Raw genomic sequence first — 24,649 nt, 5'->3', positions numbered from 1 at the left:
CAAAAATCATTGACTAATCGTTCGAAAATGGATAAAATAGAGATAATATTAAGATAAGAGAGAATAAATATGAAAATTAAAAAGCTTGTTCTAGGGGCACTTACGTTTGTCTCTGTTTTTGCCTTGGCAGCTTGTGGATCTTCATCAAATGAAAATTTGCAAGAAAAAGTGGTTAAAAAAGGTAAATTAGTTGTTGCAATCAGTCCAGACTATGCACCATTTGAGTTTAAAACTTTGGTTAATGGCAAAGATACTATTGTTGGTGCTGATGTTGAGTTGGCGAAAGCCATTGCTGACGAACTTGGCGTTAAACTTGAATTGTCTTCAATGAGTTTTGATAACGTCCTTTCAAGTCTTCAAACTGGTAAAGCTGATATTGCGATTTCTGGTTTGTCAGCAACTAAAGAACGTAAAAACGCTTATGATTTTTCAGACCCGTACTACGAAACTGAAAATGCCATTCTTGTCAAAACAAGCAACCTTGATAAATTCACTTCAATTAGTAGCTTGTCAGGTCAAAAAGTAGCAGTTCAAAAAGGAACTATCGAAGAAGGTTTGGCTAAAGACCAATTGAAAGATTCAAAAATCGTTTCTCTAACAGCAATGGGTGAAGCCATTAATGAATTGAAATCTGGCCAAGTTCAAGCGGTTGACCTTGAAAAACCAGTTGCTGAAGGTTACTTGTCACAAAACTCAGATATTGCTCTTGCAGGTTTTGCTCTAAAAACCAGTGATGGAGATGCCAAAGCAGTAGCGATGCCAAAAGGTAGTGGCGAAATGGTTAAAACAGTTAACAAAGTTATTAAAAAACTGGCTAAAGACGATAAATACAAAAAATACATTTCTGATGCTGCACAATTGACAGCAAATGAAATCGAAGACTAATAAAAGAGAGCTGATTTACGGCTCTTTTTTCTATTTTAAAATATTATTTTAGTGGACTAGAAGAAATTGCAAAAGTTTTCATTTAATGCGGTTTTTAGATTGACTTTTTGATATAATTCATGTATCATGGTAAGGAACGTGTAAATGTTACAATGTCTTGAGGAGGTGAAACATATGTCAAAAACAGTAGTACGTAAAAACGAATCACTTGACGATGCACTTCGTCGTTTCAAACGTTCTGTGACTAAAGCTGGGACTCTTCAAGAATCACGTAAACGTGAATTCTACGAAAAACCTTCTGTAAAACGTAAACGCAAATCAGAAGCAGCTCGCAAACGTAAAAAATTCTAATTAAACATTAGATACAAAGAAAAGAGGCGCTAAGCTAGGCGTCTCTTTTTATGCTTTAACGATTGATAAAGATTATTTTTCTTTCAACAAATCGCGAATTTCTGTAAGAAGTTCTTCTTGAGTTGGAGTGGCATCTTCGTTTGCTTTTTCAGTTTCTTCTTTCTTAGTAAGAGCAGCAGCGGTGTTAGCAGCTTTGACGATGAAGAATAGTGTTGTACCAACAATAAGGAAGTTGATAACAGCACTTAGAAAGCTACCATAAGCGACACCATTCCAAGAAAGGTCAGCTATTTTGGCAACACCAGCAGCTTTTAGAGCTGGGTTTAAGAAAAGTGGCGTAATGATATCATTAACAAGTGATGTTACGATAGCGTTGAAAGCAGCCCCCATAACAACAGCGACAGCGAGATTAAGAACGTTTGCTTTGAACAAAAATTCTTTGAGTTCTTTAATCATACGAAAAACCTCCTGTATGTTTTATTAGTATTATTATACCAAAATTATGTGCTAAAGTCTGGTTTTTGAGAATTTACAAATCTGAATCAAAATGGTATAATGAAATACAAAACTAAAATGGGAATAGTGCGTGGAGGTGATCTTTTGGCAATTGACAAAGAGTTAATTACCGAGATAAAAAATAGCGTTAATATTGTTGATGTTATTGGCGAAGTGGTCAATCTTACACGTGCAGGACGCAACTATATAGGATTATGTCCATTTCATAAGGAAAAAACGCCATCTTTTAATATTATTGAAGACAAGCAGTTTTTTCATTGTTTTGGTTGCGGAAAATCTGGGGATGTTTACAAGTTTTTAGAGGAATATCATCAGATTAGTTTTTTAGAGAGTGTTCATCGTGTCGCTGAACGTGCTGGAATTCCTTTGCAGGTTGAAACACAGCAAGCACAAGCAAAACCGCAAAATCCTAACCAAGTTCTTATTGATATTCATAAGGATGCGGCTAAGTTTTACAATGCTGTTTTAAAAACAACTAAAGAAGGTCAAGAAGCGAAAGCTTATCTAGCGCAGCGTGGTTTGACGGATGAATTGATTGATTATTTCAATATTGGATTGTCGCCAAATGAGCCTGATTTTCTTTATCAATCTCTTGCAAAACGTTATGAAGAGAATGCTTTGATGGCTTCAGGTCTTTTTAATTTGTCTGAACGTACCAATCGAGTTTATGATGCGTTTCAAAATCGTATCATGTTTCCTTTGACGGATGATAATGGTCAGGTGGTTGCTTTTTCTGGGCGTATTTGGACGAAAGAGGATTTAGATAGTCAGCAAGCTAAGTATAAGAACACAAGGTCGACAGCTTTATTTAATAAGTCTTATGAATTGTATCATCTTGATAAAGCTCGTCCGGTTATGTCTAAAAAACATGAAGTTTACTTGATGGAAGGTTTTATGGACGTTATTGCGGCTTATCGCGCTGGTATTGAAAATGCTGTTGCCTCTATGGGTACGGCATTAACACCTGAGCACGTCAGACATTTAAAACGATATGCTAAAAAAGTTATTTTAACATATGATGGTGATAATGCTGGGCAGAATGCGATTGCTAAGTCTTTAGAGCTTTTAAAAGATTTTAGTGTTGAAATTGTGCGAGTCCCTGAACAGATGGACCCAGATGAGTTCATTCAAAAGAATTCACCTCAAGCCCTGGCTAACTTGCTTGAAAATAGTCGCATTAGCAGTACTGAATTCTTTATTCATTACTTAAAACCGGAAAATACTGATAATCTCCAGGCTGAGATTGCTTATGTGGAAAAAATTTCTAGGATTATTGCACAATCGCCGTCAATTACAGCACAAAATTCGTATATTAATATGGTGGCTGATTTATTGCCTGACTTTGATTATTATCAAGTTGAACAGTCGGTAAACAGCGAGCGACTTCAAAATCGTTCAGCTCTTCAGTCGGAAGCTGCTAAGCAAAGAGTGACGGTCGTTGAATTGCCAATATCAAAGAATGTCTCTGCGATTATGAAAGCAGAGAGTCAGTTGATGCAGCGGTTGCTGACGCATGATTATCTTCTTAATGAATTTAGAAATCAAGAAGAATTTACCTTTGATACCCAAGAATTGCAGACACTTTATGATTTGTTGATGCAACAAGGTGAGGTGACTTCCTATGATTTAGCGCAGCTAGATGACCGAACGCGGCAGATGTATTATCAAGTGTTAGAAGAAAATCTACCAGAAGATGTTGCCCCTAATGAAATTGAGGAAATTATTCAAAAGCGCAATCGACTACTTCAAGAAAGAGATTTGCAAAAGCAAAGTAAATTAATTCGTGAATCTAGCAATCTCGGGGATGTTGATGCAGCACTTGAGGCTTTGGAAAATCTCATTGCTCAAAAAAGAAAAATGGAATAGAGGAAAATATGGCAAAAGAAAAAGAAATTACTACTTTTAATGTTCAAGTTGCAGAATTTATTCGTAATCATAAAAAGAACGGAACAGCTGTCGATGACGAAGTGACAGAAAAATTGGTTATTCCATTTTCACTCGATGCTGATCAAATTGATGATCTTTTGGAACGTTTGACAGACGGTGGTATTTCAATTACTGATAAAGAAGGTAACCCATCAACAAAATATGTGGTTGAAGAACCAAAACCTGAAGAACTAACTGACGAAGAATTGCTTGGTAACAACTCTGCTAAAGTTAATGACCCAGTTCGTATGTACCTTAAAGAAATTGGGGTTGTGCCTTTGTTGTCAAGCGAAGAAGAAAAAGAATTGGCAGTTGCAGTCGCAGCAGGCGATCTTCAAGCAAAACAACGTTTGGCAGAAGCTAACTTGCGTTTGGTTGTTTCTATTGCTAAACGTTATGTTGGACGTGGTATGCAATTCCTTGACCTTATCCAAGAAGGTAACATGGGATTGATGAAAGCTGTTGATAAATTTGATTACTCTAAAGGTTTCAAATTCTCAACTTATGCAACATGGTGGATTCGTCAGGCTATTACACGTGCGATTGCTGACCAAGCTCGTACAATCCGTATCCCTGTTCACATGGTTGAAACAATCAACAAACTTGTTCGTGAACAACGTAACCTTCTTCAAGAACTTGGACAAGATCCAACGCCAGAACAAATTGCTGAACGTATGGATATGACGCCTGATAAAGTTCGTGAAATCTTGAAAATCGCTCAAGAACCTGTTTCTCTTGAAACACCTATCGGTGAAGAAGATGACAGCCATCTTGGGGATTTCATTGAAGATGAAGTTATTGAAAATCCAGTAGACTATACAACTCGTGTTGTTCTTCGTGAACAACTTGATGAAGTCTTAGACACATTGACTGACCGTGAAGAGAACGTCTTGCGCTTGCGTTTTGGTCTCGATGATGGTAAAATGCGTACACTGGAAGATGTTGGTAAAGTCTTCAACGTGACGCGTGAACGTATTCGTCAGATTGAAGCTAAAGCACTTCGCAAACTTCGCCATCCGAGCCGTAGCAAACAGCTCCGTGATTTTATCGAAGATTAAAAAATAGTCAAGAGGTTCGCTTATGTCTGAACAAAAATATACAGAAGAAGATGTCGCAAAGATTAAAGATCGTATCCTTGAAGCTTTGGAAACAGTTATTGACCCTGAATTAGGAATTGATATTGTTAATCTAGGGCTTGTCTATGAGATTCGATTCGAGCAAAATGGACACACTGAAATTGATATGACCTTAACAACAATGGGGTGCCCACTAGCGGATCTTCTTACCGATCAAATTCACGATGCAATGCGTGAGATTCCTGAGGTAACTAATACTGAAGTCAAATTGGTATGGTACCCAGCTTGGTCAGTTGATAAAATGAGTCGTTATGCCCGCATTTCTTTGGGAATTAGATAAAAGATGACACCAGTAGAAATGCTGGTGTTTTTTTGTGTGAAATTTCCACCAGATTCCCTATATTCTCAAGGGGCTTTCGTTTTTCCATCGCCAGCTTATTTAAAATATGGTATAATATCCTTGATTGTATTTTAGAATGGAGAAGTGTGCCATGCAACATGTATTCATCATCGGAAGTCGAGGCTTGCCTGCGAAATATGGTGGCTTTGAGACTTTTGTTGAGGAGTTGGTAAAAAATAAGCAGAGCTCAGATATTGTTTATCACGTCGCTTGTTTGAGTGACGATAAACATCATACGCATTTTAAATATGAGGGCGCAGATTGTTTTACCATCAAGGCACCTAAAATTGGTCCAGCTCGAGTGATTGCCTATGATATGATGGCAATTACTTATGGACTTCAAATGGTAAAAAGATCTGGTATTGAACACCCTATTTTTTATATTTTGGGTAACACAATTGGGGCATTTATTGCACCTTTTGCTTGGAGAATTCACGCTCTTGGCGGAAAAGTTTATGTCAATCCAGATGGTCTTGAGTGGAAACGCTCAAAATGGTCAAAACCAGTTCAAGCTTATTTAAAATATGCTGAAAAATCAATGGCTAAAACAGTTGATTTGGTTATTTCAGATAATATCGGTATTGAAAATTATATTAAAGAATCTTATCCAGATGCTAAGACACGTTTTATTGCTTATGGAACGGATTTGAAAAAATCAACCCTAACTGCTGATGATTATAAGGTTAGAAAATGTTTTGATAATTGGAAAACTAAGGAAAATGGCTATTATCTGATTGTTGGTCGATTTGTGCCAGAAAACAATTATGAAACAGCAATTCGTGAATTTATGAAATCAAATACAAGACGTGATTTGATTATTATTTCTAACCACAAAAATAGTGCTTATTTTGACAAGTTAAAACATTTGACAAACTTTGAACGTGATCACAGGGTTAAGTTTGTTGGTACGGTGTATGATCGTGATTTGCTGAACTACATTCGTGAGAACGCTTTTGCTTATATCCACGGTCATGAAGTTGGTGGAACAAATCCTGGTTTGTTAGAAGCTCTAGGACATACCAAGTTAAATCTTGTGCTTGATGTGCCTTTCAATAAGTCAGTTGCAGGAGCAAGTGCTTTTTATTGGAATAAAACATCAGGTAATCTCTCATGTTTAATTAATGACGCCGATGGTTATTATGATTTTACGGAATATGGCAATCGTGCGCGTGCCATTGTTAAACAAAATTACACATGGGAAAAAATCGTTGGAGAGTACGAGGGACTATTTTTAAATGAAAATTAATATTCTCATGTCTACCTACAATGGTGAACAATTTTTTGCTGAACAGATTGAAAGCATTCAGAAACAAACAGTCAAAGATTGGACTTTGTATATTCGTGATGATGGCTCTAGTGATACGACACCCGAAATTATTAAGCACTATGCGCAGCTTGACTCACGTATTGTTTTTATTAATGCTGACAATCGTGAAAATTTTGGCGTTATTAAAAACTTTTATACCCTTTTAAAACATAGCAAAGCTGATTACTATTTCTTTTCTGATCAAGATGATATTTGGTTAGAAGATAAATTGGCCGTTACTTTAGCAGAAGCAGAAAAGTATGATAGTCAGAAACCTTTATTGGTTTATACAGATTTGAAAATTGTTGACCGAGATTTAAATGTTTTACATGAAAGTATGATTAAAACACAGTCTGATCATGCCAATACTGAGTTGGTTCAAGAATTGACTGAAAACACAGTAACTGGCGGTACAGCAATGATAAATCATACATTGGCTGAATTGTGGACATCAACAGATGATTTGTTGATGCACGATTGGTATCTTGCTTTACTTGCTAGCGCTTTAGGTAATCTTGCTTATGTTGATTACCCAACTGAATTGTATCGTCAACATGATGCTAATGTGTTGGGAGCGCGTACATGGACTAAACGCATGAAAAATTGGATTAAGCCTCATAAATTAGTCGAAAAATATTGGTGGTTGATTAATGCTAGTCAAACTCAAGCACGTTTTTTATTAGATTTAGCATTGACCCCTGAAAAAAGAGACTTGGTTGAAAATTTCACAACGATTATGGACAAGCCACTGATTCAGCGAATAAAAACATTGAATCAGTATGGCTTACGCAAAAATCGTACCTTCCATACGCTTGTGTTTAGAACATTAATTATTACCAAATTTGGTTATAGGAGAAATAAATGAAGTTCTTTAGTAAAGAAAATAAAATCTTATTAAAAGAAATGGTAAAAACGGACTTTAAGCTTCGTTACCAAGGAAGTTTAATTGGGCATTTGTGGTCAATTTTAAAACCATTAATGCTTTTCACAATTATGTATTTGGTGTTTATCCGTTTTTTGAGATTAGATGACGGAACACCTCATTATGCAATTGGTGTGCTTTTAGGTATGGTAACATGGTCATTTTTCCAAGAAGCTACCAGTATGGGGATGGTTTCAATTGTAACTCGTGGTGACTTATTACGTAAATTGAATTTCTCTAAGGAAATCATTGTTATCTCTTCAGTAGTTGGTGCAGCTATTAACTATGGTATTAACCTTTTAGTTGTATTTGTTTTTGCACTAGTTAATGGTGTTCACTTAAGTTGGAACTTTTTCGTCATTATTCCATTGTTTATTGAATTAGCCATGATATCAGCGGGAGTTGCTTTTATTCTTGCAGCTTTATTTGTCAAATATCGTGACTTGGGACCGATTTGGGAAGTTGTAATGCAAGCTGGAATGTATGCTACACCTGTTATTTATTCATTGACTTTTATTATTCAAAAAAATCAGTTTACTGTAGCAAAATTAATGATGCTAAACCCACTTGCACAAATCATTCAAGATATGCGTCATTACATTGTTTATTCAGGTAGCATGCGTGGTTGGGAGTTATATAACAATCATATTTGGGGAGTTATTCCTTACATCCTTCCAGTTTTAATTCTTATTGTTGGATATTCAATTTTCCATAAACATGCTAAGAAATTTGCGGAGATTTTATAATGTCAGATAAAGAAATTGCAGTAAAAGTTGATCATGTTAGTAAATATTTTAAATTACCAACTGAAGCAACTCATAGTTTACGTACAGCTCTGGTTAATCGTTTTAAAGGAGTCAAAGGTTATCGTGAGCAACATGTCCTAAAAGACATTTCATTTGATGTTTATAAAGGTGACTTTTTCGGGATTGTTGGACGTAATGGGTCAGGTAAATCAACACTTTTAAAAATCATTTCACAAATTTATGTCCCCGAAAAGGGTTCAGTTACAGTAAATGGTAAAATGGTTTCATTTATCGAACTTGGTGTTGGATTTAATCCAGAATTGACTGGACGTGAAAATGTCTATATGAACGGTGCCATGCTTGGCTTTACAACCGAAGAAATCGATGCCATGTACGATGACATCGTTGAATTTGCAGAACTTGAAGATTTCATGAACCAAAAATTAAAAAACTACTCAAGTGGTATGCAAGTTCGTTTAGCCTTTTCAGTAGCCATTAAAGCACAAGGAGATGTTCTTATTCTTGATGAGGTTCTAGCCGTAGGTGATGAAGCTTTCCAACGTAAATGCAATGATTACTTCCTAGAACGTAAAGAAAGTGGTAAGACGACAATTCTTGTGACCCATGATATGGGAGCAGTTAAGAAATATTGTAACCGCGCTGTTCTTATTGAAAACGGTTTGGTTAAAGCATATGGTAATCCAGAGGATGTTGCCAATCAATACAGTTTTGATAATGCCGTTTCATCTGCTCCTCAAGATGTGCAAAATGATGAAGAAGCTGAAAGCAAAAACGAAGCTGAAATTTTTGTTGACAACTTAAAAGTAGAACTGTTGTCTCCAAATAAAATTACGCCTAAAGAAAAAATTGAATTTAAAATTTCTTATGATGTTCTAAAAGATGTCGAAACTCATATTGTATTTTCATTAACCGATATTGATAGAAAAATCTGGATGTACAATGATAATGCAACTGATATTCCAACGACAGGCACAGGTCATAAATCATACTCTTATTCATGTTCATTGGATCAGGTTAATGATATGAAATTGAAATTAGAAGTTACTATTCTTGGAAAATCAAAAGAAATGTATGCATTTGCTAGCTCTGATAACTCACCTATTATTGTTATTAACCGAGATGATATAGCTTTGGATGACTTATCTGCGCTAGACTCTGCTTCTGGTATCATTCAAAGAAATGGTAGTTGGAAAATTTTATCGGAATAATAGTTAGAAAGGATAAGAAGTAGTAGATGTCTGAAGCTAATACTCCGACTGTTTCTGTTATTTGTACGGTCTATAATAAGGAGAAGTGGCTTAATAAAGCAATTGAAAGCTTTTTGAGCCAAAAAAATGTTGATTTGGAAATCATTCTTATTGATGATGCTTCAACAGATAATTCAAAATTAATTATTCAAGAATTTGCTCAACAATATCCAGAAACAATTATTGCAATATATAATGATAAAAATTTAGGAATTACTAAGACGTGGGGAAAAGCTTGTTTAGCTGCCAGTGGAGATTATATTGCTCGATGTGATGGAGATGACTATTGGGTTGATGATAGTAAGTTAGAAAAGCAATTAAATCTTTTGAAAAATCATCCAGAGTCAGACTGGTGTGGAACTGATGTTGATTTTGTTGATGAAGATGGTGTGATTATTGAAACAAATGTCTTTACTCGTAAAATTATTGCAATTTCAGATACTTATGAGAAGGTGATGGCAACACGTGGTTTTACAGCACCATCAACTTGGTTAGTTAAACGTGATTTAATGCTACTCGTAAATAGTATGTTAAATGATGATATCAACACTGCTGATGATACATTTAATTTGCAGCTTGATTTGTTTAATCATACTCAATTTGTTTTTTTGCCAGAAGCGACAGTAGCTTATCGTGTTAACCAAGGTTCAGATTCTCGCCCTAAGAGTAAAGAAGCACTTGATAAACGTTTTGATAAACTTTTAGAAACTCAGTTGGCATATCTTGATAAGTATCCTAATGCTAATTATAAAGAGATACTTCGTATATTGTTAGAACGCCATAATGAGTTCGAAAAAGAATTGTCTCAGCATGATTATTTCCATTCACGAGTAAGTTCTCAAAAAGTAACAATTTATTATGCAACACCAGAAGAAGGATTTTCTCAAGAAAAAGCACTGGAATTTCAACTACAATACAAAGACAATGTCTTTTTTAGTGTTCCAGAAGAAGCTACTAGTTTACGAATTGATTTGTCTGAATTACCAAGCTTTTATAAGAGAGTTGCTCTAGTTAATAATGAATCTAACACCGAAATTTTACCAAGTTATACTAATGGTGACATCATTGGTAATTACGTAATGTTTAAAGATAACGATCCTCAACTAGTATATGATATTTCAATATTACGCTCAAAATCATTTACATTGGACTATGAGATGTTTAATGTTGATGATATCAATCAAGATGATTATATTGCAAAAATTCTTTCGAGAGATTTGTTGCATCTTGATAGTCGCGTGAAAGAATTAGAGTCATGCAGAATTAAATATAAACAAGTCGATGATGAAAGACAGTATTATAAACAAGAGCTAGAGAGAATGGTTGTTGCTTATAATTCGGTTACTCATTCACGACGTTGGACAATTCCAACAGCTATTATCAACTTTTTTAGGAGAAAAAAATGAAACGTTTATTATTGTACGTCCATTTTAATAAGTACAATCGCATTAGTTCGCACGTTTATTATCAGCTAACAAAAATGCGTCAGATTTTTTCTAATGTAGTATTTATTTCAAATAGCTCAGTTAGTGATAAAGATTATCAAAAATTGGTTGACCTTCATTTAGTGGATAATTTTATTCAAAGAGAAAATATTGGTTTTGATTTTGCTGCTTGGCGTGATGGTATGACTGCAGTTGGATTTGAAGAGCTGGCTACTTATGATTCTGTCACAATTATGAATGATACGTGTTTCGGTCCGTTGTGGGATATTAAAGATTACTATCTTGAGTATGAGAGTGATGATAGTGTTGATTTCTGGGGGCTAACAAATAACCGTGCTACTCCTAAATCTCGCTATACTCAAGGTTTTCGCGAACATATTCAAAGTTATTTTATTACATTTAAAAAATCTGTTATTGTTTCTCCAGAGTTTAAAAATTTTTGGGAAAATGTGAAAAACTATACCAATGTTCAAGATGTTATTGATAACTATGAAACACAAGTAACGACAAAATTCTTGGATGCAGGATTTAATTATAAAGTCATTTTTAATACTGTAAATGAAGATGCAAGTCACATGTTACACGCTGATTTTTCCTTTTATCATCCAACAGCAATTTTAAGTCATAGAGTGCCGTTTATTAAAGTTAAGGCAATTGATAATAATCAGCATATTACTCCGTATCTTTTAGATGAGATTGCTAAACAATCAGACTATCCAGTAGATTTGATTATTTCACATATGTCTGAAATTAATTTCCCTGACTTTAAGTATTTGTTAGCTCGAAAATACGTTAAAGAAGTCCCTGCGGTTTCTTTAGCAGATAAAAAAATTGCAGTACATCTTCATGTTTTCTATGTTGACTTATTAGAAGATTTTTTGGATGCTTTTGAAAACTTCCATTTTGTTTATGATTTGTTTATCACAACAGATAATGCTACTAAAAAACAAGAGATAGAATCTATTTTACGTAGTAATGGCAAAGATGCTCAAATTTTTGTAACTGGAAATGTCGGTCGTGATGTCCTTCCAATGTTAAAATTAAAAGACTATTTGTCAGATTATGATTATATTGGACATTTCCATACTAAAAAGTCTAAGGAAGCAGATTTTTGGGCAGGTGAGTCTTGGCGTAACGAACTGATAGATATGCTTATCAAACCTGCTGACAATATTTTGGCTAACTTTGATAATGATAAATTGGGTATTGTTATTGCAGATATTCCAACTTTCTTTAGATTTAACAAGATTGTTGATGCATGGAATGAACATTTAATTGCTCCTGCAATGAATGATTTGTGGCAACAAATGGGGATGACTAAAGCGATTGATTTTAATAATTTCCATAATTTTGTCATGAGTTACGGTACATACGTTTGGTTTAAGTATGATGCATTAAAACCATTATTTGATTTAGGATTAACTGATGAAGATGTTCCTGCTGAACCACTACCTCAAAATTCTATTTTACATGCTATTGAACGCCTTCTTATCTACATTGCGTGGAATGAACATTATGATTTTAGAATTTCTAAGAATCCAATTGATATGACGCCGTTTGTAGATAACAAATTATATAATGAACGTGGTGATAGTGCTCCTCACACTTATGTTAATTTTACATATATGGGTGGGATAAAAGGTGCTTTTAAATATATTTTTATTGGCCCAGCTAGAGCCGTTAAGTATATTATTAGAAGGAGTTTGGAGAAAATGACTCATGATAGAAAAGGTTAAAGCCGTTTTTGAGGAAATTAATTGGACAAAGATCCTACATTATCTACTTTTGTTTACGTTATTCTTTTATCTTAACTTTTCTCTTCTTAACTTTTATTTTTTGAAGGGACAAGGCGATAATTTATCAGATCAATTTCTTATTCTTAAGACTTTTTGCATTACTGCATATGTTTTATCTGTTTTAGGAATAGCTGTTTATTTATCAAGTTATTTTAAAAGAAAATTTTTTATTGAAATAGCAAGTGGTTATGTAATTTATCTTTTTATTTCTTATTTCTTAGTAGTCACTCGAAATTTAAATAATGGAGATTTTAAATGGTGGAATCTAATAAAAAATGACTTTTTACAGTTTTCTTTTTTGCCGACTATTATTTTTATTCTTTTGTTATCGGCTACCATTTTTTATTTATCTTCTAAATTTCAAGTTAGAGAACTTTTAGATAGTTTTTTAGATGAATTTGATTCATACCGATTGGTTACTATTGGTTTAATTGCTTCCTTGGCGCTTAATGGCAGCCTTTTTACTGATATGATGGTGGAAAAGGTAACAAAATATATTGATAAAGGGAATTATAGTGGATACCTCTCAAGTGTAACTTGGAGTGTGATGATAACTTTAGTTTTAATTAGCTTATTAATTTATTTTGTTTTAAATTCCTTCAGTGCTATAAAAGAAAATGTTCCAAGTTATTCACTTGTTGTTGTATTGAGTTTTCTTTTAGCGATAGTATTTAACTATTTGTTTCAATATGGAATCAAGAGTGAGGGAGAAATATTAGATCGTTTTATTTTCCCATCAGCGACCTTATTTCAAATAGTTGTTATTGCTTTATTTAATTTGTTACTTTACATGATTGTCAATCGAATTTTACGTACGACGACATTCATTGTAATTTTAGGAATCATAATAACAGTTGCTAATAGCATAAAATTTAGTATGCGTAATGAACCTCTGTTATTTAGTGATTTGAGTTGGGTAAAAGAAATTAGACTTGTAATATCTTATATTGATATTACATTGGTTCTTTATTCGTTAGTAGCTTTATCTGTAACAGTTATCTTTTTCTATTTATTTAGAAATCAATTATTAAGAGGAAAAATTACAAAAAACTGGAAGGCACGTTTAGCTACAGGAGTTGCGATTATTTCTATTTTTAGTTATATATTTGTTGTATTTTTACAGCAAGAAAATGGTGATATCGCTGAAAATATACCTGTTTTATCTAGATTAAATAATTTTGAAAACATTGAGTGGATGGGACAGGGAATAGTTGCTCGCGAGCGTTCTTTGACATTTGTTTGGTTAAAACAAATGACTTCGAAAAAAATGGAGAAACCTGAGGAGTATAGTAAAGAAAAGATTGAAAAAATTGTAAAAAAATATACTCATAAAGCTCAAGATATCAATGCTTCTCGAAAAAATAATATTTCAGATCAAACGGTTATTTATGTTTTAAGTGAAAGTTTTTCTGATCCTAATCGCATTTCAAATGTGAACTTAACAACTGATCCAATTCCTGTAATTCATTCAATCAAAGAGTCAACAACTAGTGGTTTAATGAAATCAGATGGATATGGTGGTGGAACGGCTAATATGGAATTTGAAACATTAACAGGTTTACCAATGTATAATCTTTCAAGTTCAGTTTCTACATTGTATACAGATGTTGTACCACAGATGACCTATTTTCCATCAATTAGCGATTCGTACTCTTCAAAAGATAAATATGCTATTCATTTAGGAGATGCCGCAACTTATTCACGAAAAGAAGTGTACCGTAAACTTGGTTTTGATACATTTATTGCTGAGAGTAATGGAACTGAAAGGGCAAAACATTTGGAACATTATGGTGTGTATCCGAGTGATGCTTCAACTTATCAAACTGTCCTAGATAATATTGATGAGAGCAAGAATCAATTCTTTTCAGTGATAACATACCAAAACCATACACCATGGAATCTAGATGAGGATTCTGAAGTTGGTGGGTCAGGTGAAGGTTTTTCGCCTGGTGAAAACTATTATATGAATAATTACGCTAAGTTACTTTATCAGACAGATCAAGCAACCCAGGAATGGTTACAAAAATTAAGTCAGATTAATCAAAAAATAACGGTTGTTTTTTATGGAGACCACTTACCTGGATTCTATCCACAAGAATCATTTATCGATAATCCTGCTGGACAATATCAAACAGATTATTTTATTTGGAGTAATTATTCAACGGATATATTATCATATCCTCTGGTTAATTCAAGTGATTTTCCGGCTGAATTATTAGCTGTAACAAATTCAAAAGTTTCTCCATATTATGCTTTGTTAACTGAAGTTCTTGAGAATGCTAGTGTTGATAAAGAAAAATTAACTACTGAACAAGAAAAAATAGCAAATGATTTAAAACTTGTTGAGTATGATATGGTTTCAGGCAAAGGATACTTGAAGTCATATAAATCTTTTTTTAAGGTGACTAATTAATTATGAAAATGAAAAAAAATATTTTACCACTCTACTATGCTTTTATAAGCTTCTTATTCACGTTAGAGTCTATTATTTATATTAATGATGCCGGAGATCAGACTAGCTTTGCTCATATGGCTCAAAAATATGGCTTTTTTGAATTTGCTATTTATCGCTATAAAACATGGTCAAGTAGATTGTTAATTGAATCAGTTACAATGTTTATGTCAAATCATTATTTACTATTTGATGTAACAGTGCTTATTTCTGTAGCAATTTTTTTCTATTGTTTTAATGGAATTTTTCTAAGAGAAGAGAAGTACAGAAAATTACAATTTGTATCGCCTGTTATTTTTCTACTTTCTTTTCCAAGTCTGTTTTTCACAAGTGCAGGCTTGATTGCAACAGTTACTAACTATCTTTTCCCAATGATTTCCTTTGTTATTGCGTGGTATTGTATCATTCAGGAGAAACATTGGTATACAATATTATCTTTGCCGTTTCTTGTATTTGCTTGTATGCAAGAACAATTTACGGTTTATGCATTCATTCTATTTGTTTTTGCTCTTATTAGTTCATATTTAGAATGCAAAAGAATAAATAAAAATTATTTTATTGCAACTTGTGTATCGCTATTGGGGCTAGTTTCTGGTTTGCTTTGTCCAGGATCTGCAAATAGATTAACTACTGAAACCAAGATTTGGTATCCTGGTTTTGAAACCATTTCTTTCCCAGTTAAAATTATTAAAGGGTATTTAGAAACAAATCGTGTGTTATTTGTAACATCTGAATTGAATATTGTTTATTTATTGTTAGTTTTAATTATTGTTGTATCAATTATGAAAAAACAATATTTTGCAACTTTTGTTTCAGGAACAGTAATATACACTGTCATTACGCAAAGATTGGGAATGAATAGTTTACTAACTGCAGTTCAAAGAACAATTGATAATCAAAATAAAAGTGAAATTCCAAACTATTTTAGTCTAAAAGAAAATCTCTACCCAATAGTTTTGTATACTTTAATTTTATGTATTGTTGCTGTAGTAGTATTCATGATTTTTAAAGAGTGGAAAGGTGGCTTAACTGCTTTAGTTGTTTTAGCGGCAGGGTATGCTTCACGAATGACTGTTTCGTTGTCTCCAACAATCTATGCTTCAGGTCTTAGAACATATACACCACTCATTTTTTCATTTGTAATTGTGATTTTGTTATTATCGAAAGAAATCTCTGGTATTGTTATAGAAAAAGATTTGGATAGCGATAATATCAAAAATAGCATGTCAATTTGAGGTGCTTTACCCTTTTGTTAAGGAGAAATTTGTTGAAATTTTTAGCATTTTTAGGACAAAAAGCTATTCTTATTTGGGGATTATTGTTGTTTACCCTTTTAGGCGTATCAAGTATATTGGTGAGAACTAATATGCCAATGGATGGGTCAGAGCTATCAAATATACACTTAAATGGTTGGGCTTTTTTTGCTAGTTTAGTTATTTTTGTATGCTTGATATTTTTGTTATTACGTTTGTTGAAGTATATTAATGAAACAACATTATTCATTTTTGGTTCGCTATTTTATATTCTTGTTGGAGTTTATCTAATTTTTCATCAAAATGATGTAATTCGTCATGATGCTTTAGCTGTTTTAGAAGCAGCAAAAGCACTAAATAATGGAGATATTCAATCTTTAACGGATATATCAGGGTACCTTCACAAATATCCTCATCAACTAGGTTTAGTTAGTTTTGAACGATTGATTTTGACTGTTTTTGGTGAAAGTAATATTAAGGTATTCTTTATTATAAACTTGATACTTTCTATTATTGATAATTTCTTTCTCTGGAGAATAACAAAACGAGTATTCAAAAAGGAAAGTATTTCAAAATTTGTAATAATCCTCTCGTTTGCTTTCTTATCACATCTTTTTAATATTTTATTTGTTTATGGTTTGACCTTTGGTTTATTTTTTGCAATTGTAGGACTTTTCTTTTTGCAAATCTATTTTGAAAAAAAATCCTGGTCAATGATGGTGTTGAGTATAATCTTTTTAACGTTATCAGACTTTATCAGAAACAATTATATTATTTTAATAGTAACTATTTTTATAGTCTTAGTACTTGACTTATTACAACATAAATCATGGAAAAATTTGGCTTTTATAGCTTTACTTGCTTTGTCGATTTATGGAAGTAATAATTTAGTATCTTACCACTATAAAAGTTTAGCCAACAAAACAAATTTAGATGGAGAACCTAAAATAGCTTGGGTGGCAATGGGCTTGAATGATACACCACTATATAATCGTGTTGCTGGATGGTATGATGCATATGTTGAAAATGTGTATAACGAATATAGTGGTAATTTAGAAAAGATTGAAGAGGCTAGTAAGAAACAAATCACAACTCGAATAGAATACATGACTGAGCATCCTCAATATACTTTTAATTTCTTTAAAAATAAATTTTTATCAACATGGACAGATAGTTTATTTGAATCTATCTGGTCAGGTCCTGTTATAAAAATGCCAGTTGAGGGACAGAAGATTAGAGGTCGATTAATGTCGAGCATTTATGAAGGCAAGACTCTATATAAAGTTGTATATTATTTTTCTGCTTTATTACTTGCTGTCATATATGTTGCTGTTCTTATTGCTACTCTTGTTCAATTATTTGATAAGCAAGAAGATAGCCTATTTAGTTTGATACCAATAATATATCTTTCTGGTGGTTTCATATTCCACTTAGTTTGGGAAACTAAGAGTCAGTATGTTTATCCATATGTCTATCTCATTATCCCCCTGGCAGCTGTTGGAATCAGCTATGTCGCGGAACGCTTGAAAATTATCAATTAAGTGTTTTAAAATGGTGAATTTACTCATTCACCATTTTTTTTATAAGTAGTTTGTGGTATACTAAAGTGAACACTAGCTTTTGAAAGGCTTATTATCTAATGAAAAAACTATCTATTGTTGTTCCTTGTTATAATGAACAAGAAACAATCTATCCATTTTTAGAAGAAACTCAAAAAATTGAAACAAAAATGAAGGACCAATTGATTTTTGATTATATCTTTGTCAATGATGGTTCAAAAGACGAAACCTTAAAGGTTCTTCGAGATGTTGCTAGCCGTTTTGAAAATGTTCATTATTTGTCATTTTCACGTAATTTTGGTAAAGAGGCTGGTTTGTTAGCTGGACTTGAGGCTGCAGATGGTGATTTTATCACTGTTATGGATGCTGACTTACAAGATCCACCTGAGTTGTTGATTGAGATGTATCAAAAAATCAACGAAGGTTACGATGTTGTGGGAACTCGTCGTGCTGATCGAAAGGGAGAACCAGTTATCCGTTCTTTCTTTTCAAAGATGTTTTACAAAATTATCAATGCTGTTTCTGATACAGAGATGGTTGATGGTGCGCGTGATTTCCGTTTGATGACTCGCCAAGTTGTAGACAGTATTTTAGAACTTGGTGAAGTTAATCGTTTCTCAAAAGGAATTTTCTCTTGGGTTGGATTTAATGTAACTTATATCGCTTATGAAAATCGCGAGCGCGTGGCTGGTGAAACATCATGGAGTTTTTGGAGTTTGTTAAAATACTCTATGGAAGGGTTTATTAATTTTTCTGAAGCGCCATTGAATCTTTCACTGTGGGCTGGATCAGTTTCATTTTTGGCTTCTATTCTTGGAATTCTATTTATCATTATTCGTAAACTTACAGTTGGTGGTAGTGTTTCAGGTTGGGCAAGTTTAGTTTGTATCAATTTGTTTATTGGTGGTATTCAGTTGCTTGCTTTAGGGATTATCGGAAAATACATTTCTAAGATATTCCTTGAAACTAAAAAACGACCAGTTTATATCGTCAAAGAAAAAGGATAAAAATTAATATTTTATAAAGTTTTTTAGCTGTTTTTCCGAATTAATATAGTGTACAACATTATATTATAAAGGAGAACAGCTTTTTGAATAAAATCAAATTAGCTTTATTGTCAACAGCTGTGCTCAGCATGGCATTTCTTACTAACTCTGCTATGGCGGATCAACAATCTGATGCCTTAGTGACTAAAACACCATTTGATGAGGTTAGCAAATCTTTTGAAGTTGTGTCACAGAAGACTAAAGATTGTAAGGATATTACTCGAATTGATGTTGCTGTCTGGTCAGAGGAAGATGGTCAAGATGATCTTAAATGGTACAATACAACTGATGTTATTAATGGTCAAGCAAAAGTTAAGGTAAATCTAGCAGATTATGGAAATAGGGCCGGCTCTTATATTACTCATGTTTACACAACTTATTCTGATGGCCGAGTATCGGGTGCTGCCTTAGAAAGCCTTAAGATTAGTCCTAAAGCACCTCAAGTAAGTGTTAAAAATGGTGCGCTTCAGCTTTCAACAGACATTAATGCACCATCTAATGGGACAATTAAATATGCCGTCTGGTCAGAAGAAAATGACCAAGATGATTTAAGATGGTATGATGATTCTGGGAAAGGAATAACAAGAGTCGATTTAAATAATCATAAAGGTTATGGAAGATATTTTGTTCATACCTATTTAGCACAAGATGGAAAAATGACTGCGATTAATGGTCAGGATATTATTATTAACAAACAAGAGATATCGTATCAAATTGTTCAAACTTCAGATAAAACCTATGATGTTTTGATTAATGATGTTCCGGAATATATTACTTCAATTACAGTTCCAGTTTGGTCAACGGTGAATAATCAAGATGATTTAAAATGGTATAAGGCAACCAAAGTTGGTGATAACTCATATAAGGCAACAATTCAGTTGACTAACCATGGATTTGACACAGGAACATACGGTGTGCATATCTATGGCGACAACTCTATTACTAATAATTTTGAAGCACTAAGTGGAACACCAGGATTTCACGTAGATCAAATTAGTGGTTTAGAAAATCCAGATGTTAGCATTAGTAATGTAAATACAGCAAATGGTTCATTTAAAGTAAATGTTACGGAAAAAGCTATGTCTAAAAGGGTTTCGAAACTTAAGGTTCAAGTTACCTCTAAATCGAACCCTCAAAAAACAAAAATGTATGAAGCAGGTACAAGTAGTTATGGAAAAATTAGTCAAACTATTGACTTGAAATCGATTAATAATCAAGCAGATACTTTTTCTGTAGTTGCGACTATTATTTATTCAGATAATTCAACAGCAACATTTAATCTTTCTGATCAAAACTATAAACCAAGCGCTACACCATCTCCTCGTATCACAACATATATCAACGAAACAAATACCTATCCAGTTGGGCAATGTACATGGGCGGTCAAGTCTTTGGCGCCATGGATTCCAAACTGGCTTGGAAATGCTGGAGGCTGGGCAGTTAATGCGCGTGCTAAAGGTTTCAGAGTTGGTACAACACCAAGAGTTGGTTCAATCGTTGTTTGGCCACATGATGGTAATGGCTACGGACACGTTGCTTATGTAACAGATGTGTCAAGCAACACGTGTATCCAAGTTAAAGAATCAAACTATGCTGGTAAACAATACATTGCTAATTTCCGTGGTTGGTTTAACCCGCTCGATTCATTCTGGGGTGGTGATGTTTCTTACATTTATCCGGATTAATTTTTTAGGCAGTGATTTTGGAATCGCTGCCTTCTTTTGTTTAGCGAAAGCATATGTGCTTGAGGGGCTTACAAAATCATGATAAAATGGATACGAGTAAAGAATAGAAAGAAAGGGATTGATTTGAAAAAGAATATCCTTCGAAGCTGCTTAGTATCTCCGATTATTATAGGAGCTTTTTTAAGTTCGGGGCAAGTTTTCGCTGACGAAAACACAACCACTCAATCAACGACAGTAACCGAGAATGTTCAATCATCGGTAGAGCAATCTAGTTCACTTCAATTAAATAGTGATAGTGTTATCTCTGATGATAATGAAACAAACAACTCATTATCATCATCTGAAGTTCAAAATGAATCACAAAATTTAACCGATGCTGATAAGCAAGATTCAGCAATTGCTGATGGTCAAGAAGCTGAAAAAAATGCCGATGACCAAACCAGTCTGATTAATCCTTCAATTTCTGAAGATAATAAGGAATCAGCAGGCAATTCTGAAGGGAATAACGTTGATAATTCAGCGGTACAAGAGTCACAATCATCTGATGATACAACAGATCATGTTTCTAGTAAGACTTCGTTGTCAAACCTTGCTGAGTCAAAGGTCTCAACATCAGCTGTTCAAGCTGCTAGTCAAAAGGTAATTAATCAATTAGCCGCTTCTAAAGCTGTTGTAAAAGAAGTAACCAGTGCGACCTTAACGAATAAAGGTTTTGATATTCAGTATAATCAAGCTATTCCAGCAGGTGCTAAAATTATGTTTGCCGTTTGGTCTGAGGTCAATGGTCAAGACGATCTTATTTGGTACACGGCTGATAGTAATGGACATGTCGTAGCCAAATACACTGGGTCTTATGGAAGATACTATATTCACACTTACCAAAATCTTAATGGTCAAATGACTGGCTTAAACGGTCGTTCTATTGATGTTCCAAAGCCAAGTGCAAAAGTGAGGATTACTAAGGTTGATGGAACAACTTATAAATTGACTGTAAGTGATGTTCCAGCTTACATCACAAGTATTCAACTACCAATATGGACAGAAAAAGGTGGTCAGGATGATATTCAGTGGTATGCTACTACTCAAAATGCTGACGGCACTTTTACAAGAACCTTTAGTATCGCTGAGCATAACATGGAAAGCGGACAATACAATGTCCACGTTTATGGAACAAGTGCGGTAACTAATTCCCTAACAGGTTTAACAGGGACAAGCTTCCAAGGTGATTATCATTTTGGAGATGTCAAAGTTCAACCAACTTTAACCGCTAATGGTATTCAAATTAGCATGCCAAGTGATGTTAGCTTAGATATGACCGTTTACCATGCTGTTTGGTCAGCCAAAAATGACCAAGATGACTTGATTTGGTACAAAGTTCCAGCTAATGGTCAATTGACAGCTAAGTATACTGGTGACTATGGCACATACCTTATCCATACTTACGCTGTGATTAAAGGTCAAATGACATGTATCAGCGCGACAAGTATTGACGTGCCAAGACCAAGTGCTAAAGCTAAAATTATTAAAGAAAGTCCAACAACTTATAAAGTCACAATTACGGACGTTCCGGTTTACATTGATAGTATTCAAGTACCAACATGGACTGAAAAGAACGGTCAAGATGATATTCAATGGTATAAGGCTACTAAAACTGCCGATGGCTCATATTATGTGATTTTTAGTGAAGCAACACATAACTTAGAAGCTGGCACTTACAATGTTCACGTCTATGGAAATAGCCGTGTCACAAATAGTCAAACAGCTTTGCTTGAAACACGCTTTGAATCTGATTACCAATTTGGTGATGTTAAGGTTCAAGCAAGTGTAGGTCAGAATGGTATTAACATCAGCATGCCAAGTGATGTCAGTTCTAATTTAAAAGTTATGCATGCGGTATGGTCAGCTAAGAATGATCAAGATGATCTTATCTGGTATCAAGTTCCAGCAGATGGTCAACTAACAGCAAAATATACTGGCGATTATGGAACATATCTTATCCATACCTACGCTGTTATCAATAGTCAAATGACATGTATCAGTGCAACAAGCATTAATGTGCCGAAACCAGAGATTAAAGCGACAGTTACAAAAGAAAGCGACGTTAAAGTTAAGGTGACTGTTTCAAATGTTCCAGTGTATGTAACTGGTATTACAATTCCAGTTTGGACAAGTTTGAACGGTCAAGATGATATTAAATGGTATCAGGCTATTAAACAATCTGATGGGACTTATATCTTAACCTTTTCGCCTAAAGAACATAACTTTGAATCTGGGCATTACAATATTCACATCTATGGTCAAAGCCAAGTTAGTCATTCATTAGAAGCTTTATCATCAACAAGTGGTGTTGATTTATCAACAGATAAGTATGTTGTTTCCCCATCTGTAACGGTTCAAAATCATGATGCAAATGGTGGTACTTTAAAAGTTCGTGTAGCTGAGTCTGAAAATAACTAAAAAAATCAAATCCGTTACTGTTGCAGCATGGTCAGAAAGTAATCAATCTAACCTTCATTGGTACACAACTTCTGATGTGTATGATGGTGTAGTGACTGTCATGGTTAATGAGAAAAATCATGGCTACATCAAAGGTAACTATACTGTTCATGTTTATGTTGATTTCACAGACAATACAACCTCAGGATTTAACTTAGGGCAATATGCTTTGAATGCTGATGAGCCTGCACAACACGCGCCGTCTTATTTCATTGATATTAGTAGCCATAATGGTGTCATTTCTGTTAGTGACTATCAACGTTTGAAGAGTCAAGGAATTACGGGTGTTGTTGTTAAGTTAACAGAAGGAACTTCTTACACAAATCCTTATGCTAGAGCGCAAATCGCTAATGCGCAAGCAGCTGGTTTGAGAGTATCAGCTTATCATTATTCTCATTATGAAACAGCAGCTGAAGCAAGAGCAGAAGCACAATATTTTGTTCGTGTAGCGCAATCGATGGGACTTTCAGGCTCAACGACAATGGTCAATGACATGGAAGAACGTAGCATGCTAAATAGTGACCTTAATGCTAATACCCAAGCGTGGAAAGATGAAATAACTCGTCTTGGTTACAGTAACAATGTTTACTACACAATGGCAAGTTGGTTGGACACTAAAGGTGGAAAATTAAATACAGCTAAATTTGGTTTATCAAATCTATGGGTAGCGCATTACTTGTATGCATATACTTACTTAGATCAAGAATCAGCTAAATCTTTGTCATATTATTCAAATACAGCCGCTTGGCAGTATACGAGTGTTTCACCAAAACTCTCACATGCACTTGATGAAAGTATTGATTACACAGGACGATTTACTTGGTAAAAGGAGGAATAGCGATGAAAAAGAGTTTAAAACTTGTTCTGGCTTTAGTCTTGTCACTTTGCATGGTGACAGCTTGTACAAGTCATACCAATAATCATAGCAAACAATCTTCAACAGCAACGAAAACAAGTACTAAAGTAACATCTTCAAGTTCAAGTAAAAGTAGTACTTCGTCATCATCAGTTTCTTTAGAAAGTCAGCCTTCATCGACTGAAGCTTAATCAACACAAGTTGAAAAAGAGATTGCTCCCATTTATACAGGTGCTATTTTAAAAGCAGACTATGCTACGATGGCAGGAAATTGGCAAAATGCATCTGGAAATGTTTTAACCTTTAATAACACTGGATTAGCTACCGAAGGAATGACCCCTAATATTTTAGATATCGATCAAAATGGTATTCTACTACTAGATGTTCAGACTGGTGTAAGATCAGATGTTACCTTGTATATTGTCCCAGCTAATACGGCTTTTTCATCAGATTATTTGAATGGTCAATCTGATCCAACAGATGTTTTAAAGGATCGTGTGATTTCGTCAGCTGATATAAATTCAGGCGATTTAGCTAACAAGGCATACTACCACGTTTCGCAATAAATCTGTTAATTTTTGAGTGAAGCTAACCTAAAAAACAACCCTTGGGGTTGTTTTTTTTAACCGATTATGTGATATAATAGTTAACGAGAAAAATAGAGG

21 protein-coding genes are annotated in these 24,649 nt (G+C 34.0%); 20 read left to right on the top strand and 1 reads right to left on the bottom strand.

Annotation, left to right across the window (positions count from 1 at the left end; genetic code table 11):
• Positions 1–69: 69 nt before the first annotated feature.
• Positions 70–885, top strand: a complete 816-nt coding sequence (locus tag STRINF_RS07875; protein WP_006532560.1) for a transporter substrate-binding domain-containing protein — start codon at positions 70–72, stop codon at positions 883–885.
• Between the two features lie 174 nt (positions 886–1,059).
• Positions 1,060–1,236, top strand: a complete 177-nt coding sequence (rpsU, locus tag STRINF_RS07870; protein ID WP_000048058.1) for a 30S ribosomal protein S21 — start codon at positions 1,060–1,062, stop codon at positions 1,234–1,236.
• A 72-nt stretch (positions 1,237–1,308) separates the two neighbouring features.
• Here the strand turns inward: rpsU and mscL are convergent, their stop codons facing one another.
• Positions 1,309–1,692 (bottom strand): large conductance mechanosensitive channel protein MscL, encoded by a 384-nt coding sequence (gene mscL, locus STRINF_RS07865; RefSeq protein ID WP_006532559.1) that lies wholly within the window; start codon positions 1,690–1,692, stop codon positions 1,309–1,311.
• Between the two features lie 117 nt (positions 1,693–1,809).
• Here mscL and dnaG point away from each other — a divergent pair, with 117 nt between their 5' ends.
• The 18 genes from dnaG to STRINF_RS07775 all read left to right on the top strand — a co-directional run bounded on the left by dnaG (position 1,810) and on the right by STRINF_RS07775 (position 24,550).
• Entirely contained in the window at positions 1,810–3,618 is a 1,809-nt protein-coding gene (gene dnaG, locus STRINF_RS07860; protein WP_043878464.1) for a DNA primase, read from the top strand.
• Positions 3,619–3,626: 8 nt separating this feature from the next.
• A complete protein-coding gene (gene rpoD / locus STRINF_RS07855) occupies positions 3,627–4,736 on the top strand; it encodes an RNA polymerase sigma factor RpoD (protein WP_006532557.1) in 1,110 nt (369 codons plus the stop codon).
• A 22-nt stretch (positions 4,737–4,758) separates the two neighbouring features.
• The gene (locus STRINF_RS07850) at positions 4,759–5,094 is read left to right on the top strand and encodes a metal-sulfur cluster assembly factor (RefSeq protein WP_006532556.1); all 336 of its coding nucleotides are present in this window, start codon (positions 4,759–4,761) and stop codon (positions 5,092–5,094) included.
• A gap of 151 nt (positions 5,095–5,245) precedes the next feature.
• Positions 5,246–6,400: a beta 1-4 rhamnosyltransferase Cps2T gene (gene cps2T, locus STRINF_RS07845; RefSeq protein ID WP_006532554.1), complete on the top strand. Its 1,155-nt coding sequence runs from the start codon at positions 5,246–5,248 to the stop codon at positions 6,398–6,400.
• Positions 6,390–7,325 (top strand): glycosyltransferase family 2 protein, encoded by a 936-nt coding sequence (locus tag STRINF_RS07840; protein WP_006532553.1) that lies wholly within the window; start codon positions 6,390–6,392, stop codon positions 7,323–7,325. Before cps2T ends, STRINF_RS07840 begins: the two co-directional genes overlap by 11 nt.
• A complete protein-coding gene (locus STRINF_RS07835; RefSeq protein ID WP_006532552.1) occupies positions 7,322–8,128 on the top strand; it encodes an ABC transporter permease in 807 nt (268 codons plus the stop codon). The genes STRINF_RS07840 and STRINF_RS07835 overlap by 4 nt, the downstream gene beginning before the upstream one ends.
• Positions 8,128–9,357, top strand: coding sequence for an ABC transporter ATP-binding protein (locus STRINF_RS07830; protein ID WP_006532551.1), 1,230 nt, complete (start codon positions 8,128–8,130; stop codon positions 9,355–9,357). The genes STRINF_RS07835 and STRINF_RS07830 overlap by 1 nt, the downstream gene beginning before the upstream one ends.
• Before the next feature lie 26 nt (positions 9,358–9,383).
• The gene (locus STRINF_RS07825; RefSeq protein WP_006532550.1) at positions 9,384–10,802 is read left to right on the top strand and encodes a glycosyltransferase family 2 protein; all 1,419 of its coding nucleotides are present in this window, start codon (positions 9,384–9,386) and stop codon (positions 10,800–10,802) included.
• Positions 10,799–12,577 carry a rhamnan synthesis F family protein gene (locus STRINF_RS07820; protein WP_006532549.1) on the top strand — a complete coding sequence of 593 codons (1,779 nt, stop codon included), beginning with the start codon at positions 10,799–10,801 and terminating at the stop codon, positions 12,575–12,577. Before STRINF_RS07825 ends, STRINF_RS07820 begins: the two co-directional genes overlap by 4 nt.
• Positions 12,561–15,050 carry an LTA synthase family protein gene (locus tag STRINF_RS07815; protein ID WP_006532548.1) on the top strand — a complete coding sequence of 830 codons (2,490 nt, stop codon included), beginning with the start codon at positions 12,561–12,563 and terminating at the stop codon, positions 15,048–15,050. The genes STRINF_RS07820 and STRINF_RS07815 overlap by 17 nt, the downstream gene beginning before the upstream one ends.
• Before the next feature lie 8 nt (positions 15,051–15,058).
• Positions 15,059–16,324: a hypothetical protein gene (locus tag STRINF_RS07810; RefSeq protein ID WP_043878463.1), complete on the top strand. Its 1,266-nt coding sequence runs from the start codon at positions 15,059–15,061 to the stop codon at positions 16,322–16,324.
• 32 nt (positions 16,325–16,356) lie between these two features.
• Entirely contained in the window at positions 16,357–17,883 is a 1,527-nt protein-coding gene (locus tag STRINF_RS07805; RefSeq protein ID WP_006532546.1) for a hypothetical protein, read from the top strand.
• Between the two features lie 98 nt (positions 17,884–17,981).
• Positions 17,982–18,908 carry a glycosyltransferase family 2 protein gene (locus STRINF_RS07800; RefSeq protein WP_006532545.1) on the top strand — a complete coding sequence of 309 codons (927 nt, stop codon included), beginning with the start codon at positions 17,982–17,984 and terminating at the stop codon, positions 18,906–18,908.
• A gap of 83 nt (positions 18,909–18,991) precedes the next feature.
• Positions 18,992–20,632, top strand: a complete 1,641-nt coding sequence (locus STRINF_RS07795; protein ID WP_043878428.1) for a GBS Bsp-like repeat-containing protein — start codon at positions 18,992–18,994, stop codon at positions 20,630–20,632.
• Positions 20,633–20,710: 78 nt separating this feature from the next.
• Positions 20,711–23,089, top strand: a complete 2,379-nt coding sequence (locus tag STRINF_RS07790; protein ID WP_006532543.1) for a GBS Bsp-like repeat-containing protein — start codon at positions 20,711–20,713, stop codon at positions 23,087–23,089.
• On the top strand, positions 23,070–23,954 hold the full coding sequence (locus STRINF_RS10905; protein ID WP_414503136.1) for a GH25 family lysozyme: 885 nt from the start codon (positions 23,070–23,072) through the stop codon (positions 23,952–23,954). Before STRINF_RS07790 ends, STRINF_RS10905 begins: the two co-directional genes overlap by 20 nt.
• A gap of 14 nt (positions 23,955–23,968) precedes the next feature.
• Entirely contained in the window at positions 23,969–24,175 is a 207-nt protein-coding gene (locus STRINF_RS07780; RefSeq protein WP_006532541.1) for a hypothetical protein, read from the top strand.
• A 21-nt stretch (positions 24,176–24,196) separates the two neighbouring features.
• Positions 24,197–24,550 (top strand): DUF6287 domain-containing protein, encoded by a 354-nt coding sequence (locus STRINF_RS07775; RefSeq protein ID WP_317978270.1) that lies wholly within the window; start codon positions 24,197–24,199, stop codon positions 24,548–24,550.
• The last annotated feature ends 99 nt before the right edge of the window (positions 24,551–24,649 follow it).

The organism is Streptococcus infantarius subsp. infantarius ATCC BAA-102, assembly GCF_000154985.1.
Lineage (GTDB): Bacteria > Bacillota > Bacilli > Lactobacillales > Streptococcaceae > Streptococcus > Streptococcus infantarius.
This window is presented reverse-complemented; position numbering and strand designations above follow the sequence as displayed.